8 protein-coding genes and 1 pseudogene are annotated in these 7,510 nt (G+C 56.9%); 3 read left to right on the top strand and 6 right to left on the bottom strand.

Going from position 1 to position 7,510, the window contains the following annotated elements:
• Nucleotides 1–104: 104 nt before the first annotated feature.
• From soxB to GZ093_RS15665, 3 genes and pseudogenes are all read right to left on the bottom strand, one after another.
• The gene (soxB, locus tag GZ093_RS15655) at nucleotides 105–1,772 is read right to left on the bottom strand and encodes a thiosulfohydrolase SoxB (RefSeq protein WP_296487555.1); all 1,668 of its coding nucleotides are present in this window, start codon (nucleotides 1,770–1,772) and stop codon (nucleotides 105–107) included.
• Between the two features lie 279 nt (nucleotides 1,773–2,051).
• The gene (locus GZ093_RS15660; protein WP_296487558.1) at nucleotides 2,052–2,603 is read right to left on the bottom strand and encodes an NAD(P)H-dependent oxidoreductase; all 552 of its coding nucleotides are present in this window, start codon (nucleotides 2,601–2,603) and stop codon (nucleotides 2,052–2,054) included.
• A 42-nt stretch (nucleotides 2,604–2,645) separates the two neighbouring features.
• Nucleotides 2,646–3,868 (bottom strand): annotated as a pseudogene (locus GZ093_RS15665) (ISL3 family transposase).
• Nucleotides 3,869–4,044: 176 nt separating this feature from the next.
• Between GZ093_RS15665 and GZ093_RS15670 the strand changes: the two are divergent.
• From GZ093_RS15670 to GZ093_RS15680, 3 genes are all read left to right on the top strand, one after another.
• Complete coding sequence (locus GZ093_RS15670) at nucleotides 4,045–4,365, top strand: hypothetical protein (RefSeq protein WP_296487560.1); 321 nt, start codon at nucleotides 4,045–4,047, stop codon at nucleotides 4,363–4,365.
• A gap of 115 nt (nucleotides 4,366–4,480) precedes the next feature.
• Entirely contained in the window at nucleotides 4,481–5,626 is a 1,146-nt protein-coding gene (locus GZ093_RS15675; protein ID WP_296487562.1) for an alpha/beta hydrolase, read from the top strand.
• Between the two features lie 230 nt (nucleotides 5,627–5,856).
• Complete coding sequence (locus GZ093_RS15680; RefSeq protein WP_296487564.1) at nucleotides 5,857–6,063, top strand: hypothetical protein; 207 nt, start codon at nucleotides 5,857–5,859, stop codon at nucleotides 6,061–6,063.
• A gap of 2 nt (nucleotides 6,064–6,065) precedes the next feature.
• Here GZ093_RS15680 and GZ093_RS15685 read toward each other — a convergent pair whose 3' ends face one another.
• The 3 genes from GZ093_RS15685 to GZ093_RS15695 all read right to left on the bottom strand — a co-directional run bounded on the left by GZ093_RS15685 (nucleotide 6,066) and on the right by GZ093_RS15695 (nucleotide 7,039).
• Complete coding sequence (locus GZ093_RS15685) at nucleotides 6,066–6,392, bottom strand: plasmid stabilization protein (RefSeq protein ID WP_296487567.1); 327 nt, start codon at nucleotides 6,390–6,392, stop codon at nucleotides 6,066–6,068.
• A gap of 138 nt (nucleotides 6,393–6,530) precedes the next feature.
• Nucleotides 6,531–6,689 (bottom strand): hypothetical protein, encoded by a 159-nt coding sequence (locus tag GZ093_RS15690; RefSeq protein WP_296487570.1) that lies wholly within the window; start codon nucleotides 6,687–6,689, stop codon nucleotides 6,531–6,533.
• Nucleotides 6,690–6,847: 158 nt separating this feature from the next.
• Nucleotides 6,848–7,039 (bottom strand): hypothetical protein, encoded by a 192-nt coding sequence (locus GZ093_RS15695; protein WP_296487574.1) that lies wholly within the window; start codon nucleotides 7,037–7,039, stop codon nucleotides 6,848–6,850.
• Nucleotides 7,040–7,510 lie beyond the last annotated feature (471 nt).

Genomic DNA, 7,510 nt, shown 5'->3' on the forward strand with positions numbered 1-7,510 from the left:
GGGCGGAAGTCCATAGGCTCGACCAATTCTTTCGCGGGGGGGAGCGGTGAGACGGCTCACCATGATGTTCGGACACTCTCCGTCGCTACTGCTTGGGCATCTGACTAATCGTTGGCGAATCCCGGGTTTGAACCCAAACCAATCAATCGCGGTACGTTGGGGGTGTGGTCTTTAACAATCGGGGCACTTTTTAGATACTGCTCGACCACCTCCCATACCGGCTCGCCCGCCGACTGCGCGCTGCCTACACCCCATCGCGCCACTTTGTAGGACTTGTCGGCGTGTATCGGCTGCCCGTTCAAAGTCATATCGCTGATGCGGGAATTTATTTTGGCTGCCGGCTCACACGCATAAGCAAGTCCGCCGGTACGCACCATGTCACCTCCCTGATGCTGATAGGGATCGTCGTTGAAAATTTTGTCGCAAAGTGTTTCCAGGTGTTGTTTGATTTCGGCCCCGGTCATCTGTGCCAAGGAGGTATTGGGATAAGTGATTGCCGTCTGCTCCATCAAATTTTCGCGGGTGATCATTTGTCCTGGCAATAGCGTGGTCCCCCAACGGAACCCGGGAGAAAAGGCAATCTCTGCGCCCTTGACTTGCATCAGTGCTTCGACAATCAGTTGGTCCCAAGAACCGTTGAAATTGCCGCGTCGATAAAGTAGTTGCTGACTTTCAGCAATCGGTTCCTGAAGAAGACTTTGGTAAGGCGCACGCACTCGGTCGATGGTTGCTTGCATGGCGGGGTCGGCTGGCAACAGTTCCGAAAAGACCGGCAACAGATGATATCGATAGTCGGCAACGCGACCATTTTTCACGTCGAAATCGATCGTGGCAAGAAATTTCCCGTGAGATCCGGCGTTGGTGACGATGGTTGCCCCGCCGGAATTTTGAACCACGCTGGGGACGGGTACACCGTCGTGAGTGTGTCCGCCCAGTATCATGTCGATCCCGGAAACACGCGCAGCCAATTTGAGGTCGATGTCCATGCCATTGTGCGAAAGCAATACGACCACCTGCGCGCCTTTATTGCGCACCTCATTGACCACTGCCTGAAGGCGCGCTTCATCGATACCAAATTCCCAGTCAGGGGTGAATTGCGCGCCGTTGGCCTTGGGCGTGTACGGAAACGCCTGACCGTCAATGGCAACCGGAATGCCATTTTGTTCACGAATGACATACCTCTCAAACACCGGGTCGGCATTGTCCTCATGCACGATGTTCTGGGCGATGAAGGCGACCTTGTCCTTGAAATCATTGCGCACGACATGCAATACGCGCTCGGCGCCATAGGTAAATTCCCAATGCCCAGTCATGACGTCGACACCCAGCTCGAGCGAAGCCTCCACCATGTCCTGTCCCGCCGTCCACAGTGCCGTGGCCGAGCCCTGCCAACTGTCTCCTCCATCCAGCAGCAACGCGTTGGGACGACTTGCCTTCAGACGCTTGACCAGACTTGCGAGATGCGCGAAACCGCCGACCTTGCCATAGGCTCGGGCCGCAGCACAAAAATCGAGGTGGGTAAACGCATAGGCCCTCCGACTGCCCGGCTTGATGCCAAATCTGTCCAGCAGGCTAGCACCGACCAGATGCGGCACTTTGCCCTCAGCGCTGCCGACGCCGAGGTTAATGCTGGGTTCGCGATAATAAATGGGCAGCAGTTGGGCGTGACAATCGGTGAAGTGCAAAAGACTGACGTTCCCAAAAGCGGGGATGTCGTAGAGCTGGTCCGCGCTATTTAGGCTATTCGCATCGGTGGGAATATAGATTTCCATGTGGTTTCATTGACCTCGTAAATAGTCAGCAAACGATGGCGCGTTGCCGCGGTTACTTTGACAAAAGCGAATAGATCGGCAAACAGCTTGCGCCAATTGCCATGGCGTATATCCATCTTGATCTACTCCGGGTACTCGTTCTGATCTACGCCAGAATCGCCTGTTGTGTCCAACGGCATCAGGTCTTCCATCTTCAGGCTCATGGGTCGCGTCGTGTTGTCGGAAGTCCGCGTCACAGTTACGCTTCCTGTCGCAGGATCTGCGATGCGCACGTAAGGATCAGACTGTGTATTTCTTGACCCAGGCCACGTAATGATCCATCCAGCCTTGAAGAAATTTTTTGCTGCCCTCCCCAATCCCACCATCCTGCTGAAACAAATCATCCTTGGCCTGAATGAATGCCTCCGGCTGCCCAAGCGTCGGGACATCTAGATAGGCCAGAATATTGCGCAGGTGTTGTTGCGCCAGAGCGGTGCCAATGGCACCCACTGAGACACCGAGCACACCCGCAGGTTTGCACGACCATGCACTTTGCCCGTAGGGGCGCGACGCATGGTCAATGGCATTTTTGAGCACGCCTGGAATGGATCGGTTGTATTCAGGCGTGACAAACAACAATCCCTGCGCCGTCCTGATTTCCGATTTCAGACGAATAACTGAGTCGGCCTGGTGGGCATCGTCGTCTTGGTTGTAAAGCGGCAGGTCATCTATTTGTGCCTGCTTGAATGAGAAGTCTGATGGCGCGAGTTTTGCCATGGCGCCTGCCAATCTTCGGTTAAACGAATCGTGGCGAAGGCTGCCGACAAGAACGATGATCTGATACTGATTCATAATTTTCTCCGGTTCTTCGTTAATTTCACTGTGATTTTTTCCTCACGCCAGGCTCAAGTCCAACTTTCCGCAGTGAAACAAAATCCTTGCCCGTAGTTGGTGAAGTTGCGAAACCCACGGGCGTTGGCCTTGATGAGTTGGATGGCACTATTGAATCCTTCGGCACAGGCATTGCTGATGTGATGTTGGCTGAAGTTGAGCAATCCGGTCTCGTGGCGGCGGAGCATCTTGACGACCTTTTTGATTGGCTCCAGGCGACTACGCATGGCGTTGTTGGACCACGCAGTGAAGAAACGTTTGGCAGCGCCCTTGTAGCTGTAACTCCAGAACTGGGTGAAGTTTTCCTTGATGCACCAGGCCCGACTGGTCTTGAGATTGAGCTGGTTCAAGGCCCGAAACGAGATTGCCTCGGCGCTGCGCCCATCGGGATACTTCTTGAGCCACGCCCATTTGCTGCCAGTCAATGGCGAAGTTCCGGCTTGGGACAGCCTGCGATGCTCCTGCTTTCTCACCGTATCGACTGCCTCGCCGAGGTACTTGGAGACGTGGAACTTGTCATGCACGATGTCGGCTTGGGGCATGCACGTTTTGGTAGCACTCATAAACGCCGGCCACATATCCATGGCCACCGCCTTGACCGATGCGCGTTGCGCCGGCGTGAGTGTTTCCATCAACTGGGTGGCGGCCACCAGCTTTCGCTCAGGCACCAGATCGAGAACCCGGGACCGGTCGATGTCAGTCAGGATGCTGGCGTAGCGGTGGCCTTTCTCAGAACTCTTCTCGTCAATGCCGAGATACGATATTTTTTCCTCTTTGCGGCGCAGCATGCCTCGCTCCACAGCGCTGACCATGATGTCGTTGACGGTGCTCCAGGACAGGCGCGTGAGATTGCACACGCCCTGGGTGGTCGGGCAAACTTCGAGCAGCTTGATCACAAAACCAGTCATCAATGTGGTGACACGGCTGTAGCGCTCAGCCCAGGGCACCGTGAGTTCTTCGACCGTTCCGTCGCTGTACTTGAGTTGGGGCACACGCGCTTTGATGATGGTCTCAAACTGGCAGGTATCCAGGTGCCGCCACTGACGCTCGCTCCAGCCGTTGACATGGGCTCTCTTGGTGGCGTCCGTGGGGTCAGCCCACACTTGTCCCTTCTTGAGAACGACCTCAACCACCACACGCTGGTCCGCCAAAGAAAGGTCCACCGTCTTGACAGACCACGGCGTCTTCAGTCCAAGAAGGTGTTCGTACAGCGTCGTGTCTTTCATGATGTCTTGAGTAAATTTGAAAAACCGAATTTTGCGAGAGCCAATGGAAAATCACAGCAAAATCGATGAAGAACCATTTTCTCCAATAAGTGAGGATGTGCTATCGCTGTAGGAAAGTTGCGACCCCTCCACCGCGGGGCAATAAATCAAGTCACTGGTCTTGTCGGTGATATCCGATGGGTGACCTGATTTTTTGGGATGCCCTTGCCTTGGATTGTCACGCTATGTACCGCGCGATAGACTTGCCATTCTGGAGGAAGAGACTGCAGAACAATGTGCGCCAGCGCACTCAGGTCATAGGGCAGTTTTCAATCCAGACGCTCGCCGATGTGGTTGAGACTGCACCGGGCTATGCCGCATCCCGGGAAACCGGTGTCGCTGTCACCAATTGGGACAAGGAGAGGCCGCAGGCGCGGAGATTGGTGGAATTGCTGGACGCACCGGGTTGGGCTGTCATCTTCTCGAAGTGGACCTGGAAGACGAACTGTGCGCAGTGATCAGTGACCGTACGCTGCCGCACAGACGGGCCCGCTGTCGCGGACTAACGTCGCTCAACAGCTTACGGCCCGAGCCTCGTGTTCGTTCCATCGTCAACTCACCTAGGAGAAGCACATGAACCCAATGACCACCCCGCCGTCCAAGACCGCCCCTGCCGACGAAGACCTTGCCGAGCAGGCCCTACCCGGCCACGGCATTCCGTCGCAAGACCCGAACCTCGCGGCGCAGATGGCGCTGGAACCCGAGGAAGTGGACCGTGAGGCTAAGTCGGTGTTGATGGGTGGCGGTATGGTGGCCGGTGCGGCCACGGGTGCCACCATCGGTGTCATGGTGGCCGGCCCGGTGGGGGTAGTGGTGGGAGCCACGCTGGGTGCCGTTGCCGGCGCACTGGGCGGGTCTGCCGCTGGCGCGATGGCGAGCCCTGAGGATTCGAGCAACGGCGACACAGCGCCCCTAGACACCGTGCGTCTGCATGTTGACGACAGCGGTGGAGTCGGCCGACCGGTGGTGCTTATCCACGGCTGGCCGCTGTCTGCGCAGGCATGGGAACCGCAGGTGTCAGCGCTGCGCGATGCTGGCTATCGCGTGGTGGCCTATGACCGACGAGGCTTCGGCCGCTCGGACAAGCCGCAATCAGGTTACGGTTACGACACACTGGCCGACGACCTGCAGCGCGTCATGGACCAGTGCGGACTGCAGGACGTGACGCTGGTGGGTTTCTCGATGGGCGGGGGCGAAGTAGCGCGCTACATCACCAGGTTTGGCGAATCGCGCCTGCATAGCGTGGTGTTCGCCGCGGCAGTGCCTCCATATCTGATGAAGACGACCGATAACCCGGAGGGCCCGCTGACGCCCGAGAAGGCGCAACAGATGAGGAACGCGCTTGAGCAGGACCGCAGTTCCTTCTTCGACCAGTTCACCAGGGACTTCTTCTCGGCCAATGGTGCGCTGCAGGTTACCGAGTCGCAGCGCGACGAGGCGATCGCCCTGTGCCTCGAGTCGGCGCAGCATGCGGCGTTGGCGTGTATGGACTCGTTCGGCACGACCGACTTCCGCGATGACCTGAAAAAGGTGACAGTGCCCACGCTCGTGATCCACGGTGATGCCGACGCGATCGTGCCCATCGAAGGCTCGGGGCGGCGCACCCACAGCGCCGTGCGCCACAGCAAGCTCGTGACAGTGAACGGTGCGCCGCACGGGCTTAACGTGTCGCACCGGCAAGCATTCAATGATGCGCTGCTGACGTTCCTGCGGGCGTGAGAACCCACGCACGGTCCGTGGTCCGCCCCATGAGCGCGCTGAAGAGTCTGCGTGGCATATCTCAACGCATGGGGTTCAAATCTTCGCGCAACGCAAATCAGCTTTGACGCGGTTCTGGGTCAACGCCAAAGTCGATCCATGTGGTGTACGTTACCGCGCACGTCATTTTGAAATTTGGGAACGCGACAACCATGATCCCAGGCAACCAAAATTCCTCACCATCTGGTGTCATGACTCAGCAAGTCGTCCCCACCTACGGCTTTCACGCCCCTCTCGGCAACAGCGACCTTTCAGTCTCTGCGGAGCGTGTCATCGCAGCGTTGAAGGCTGAAGGTTCCGGTGTCCTTACCGAGATCGATGGGCAAGCGACCATGAAGAGTCCGTTGGGTATTCCCTGCGCGCACCCGAGCCAGAGTCAAGGACTGCTGCAAGGCTGAGGTCATCTCTGCAAGGCCAGTTCAAGCTGTGCCTTGTCCATTTTGGAGCGCCCTTTTAAACCACGCTGACGTGCCTCATTGCGCAACTGCAGCAGCGTGCGGCCACCCGGCCCTAGATGGGATCGCAGCTCGCCACGGCGCCCAGCCGACATGTCATTGATCGACGACGCGCTGGCCACCGTGGACTCTCCGTGTTGCGCACGCTCCTTGTTGACGGTGCGCGCGGCAATCTCCTCGGCAACAGGTTCGTCTTTGCCACGTTCGATGAGACTGTCCTTGATGTGGGTGTACTGGCGTTTGCGTTTGGCGCTCCATGAATTCTTGGGCATAGGTTCTCCTCAGAGGACGTTTGGGCTGCAAATAACCAGGCGTCTTGCGGCCGTGCCAACTTCGCAGATGCTCCGGGTCTTCATGGTCCTCAGGGAAATCCGGACCATCTGCCGACCTGGTGCCCTTGGGCGCATGGGCTAGCCCTTGGCGGCAAGAAACAGTAGGATGATTTTGAGCGCCGCCATTTTTGATTTCATTCGGCCATATGTGCCTGCCGGATAGTCGATCTTGATTTGAGGTCTTAGACGTGGACAGTCGCCCTCAAGAGCTTTCAAACAGTCAATGACAGCCGCCATGACCTCAGCCCTTTGAAAAGGGCCAGTGCTGATTCCTCGGCGGATTAGGATGCCGTGCTGAACCGGAGGCCAACATTACTGCTGCCTTGTTTCTTGGGCGCTGGAGCCGCAGTACACTGCCGCCGTTGTCGATTGACCGCGATCCTGGTACGGACTGTTCAGGTTTTTGGATTGTTCGGTGTGTCCGTAGTGGGCTTGCCGTCGTCATCCAGATTCGTGTTCGGCATGATGGCCGGCGAACCAGCGCCTGGAGCGTCATCGACGTTGTCCTCCACCATATTCAGAAATTCATCAACTTCGTCGGTTGAGTGTTTGGAGGGCTCGATGTGAGCCGTTTTCTCGCTCGTCATGGTGTTTCCTTTCGGTTTGGGGGCGGGACCGTTAGCTGCTGTCAATTTTGTATCCGTAGACGACGGTCTTCAGATGCTGCGACAAAAAGCGCATCGCCAATCGCCGCAGTTCCATTTGGACAGGTTTGAGGCCGTCTGTCTGTTCGCCAGCGAACAATCAAGGCACCGTGGAGCGTGAGAAGAAGCCGACGCGGCGTGTGAGGAGTTGACCCTTGGTATAAATCGAGTGGCAAACAGTCCCTACGACCGATCTGATTGCTTGAGTTGAGAACACAAGAGAACTGACCCAATGGGCGAAGGCGCTTAACTCTGGCATCCCTTGTACCAACGCGCAGGCCTCGCCTGTGCCCAACTTGGAATAAATGGCTCTGAGTATTGGGTAGTGCAACATTCGTTCTGTAATTTCCCCGACCACTGAAACTGACCCTGTTTGGAAGTTTCTGGTTTTGGGATTTTTTAATCAGGCCCCTG

The organism is Rhodoferax sp., from assembly GCF_010365055.1.
Lineage (GTDB): Bacteria > Pseudomonadota > Gammaproteobacteria > Burkholderiales > Burkholderiaceae_C > Rhodoferax.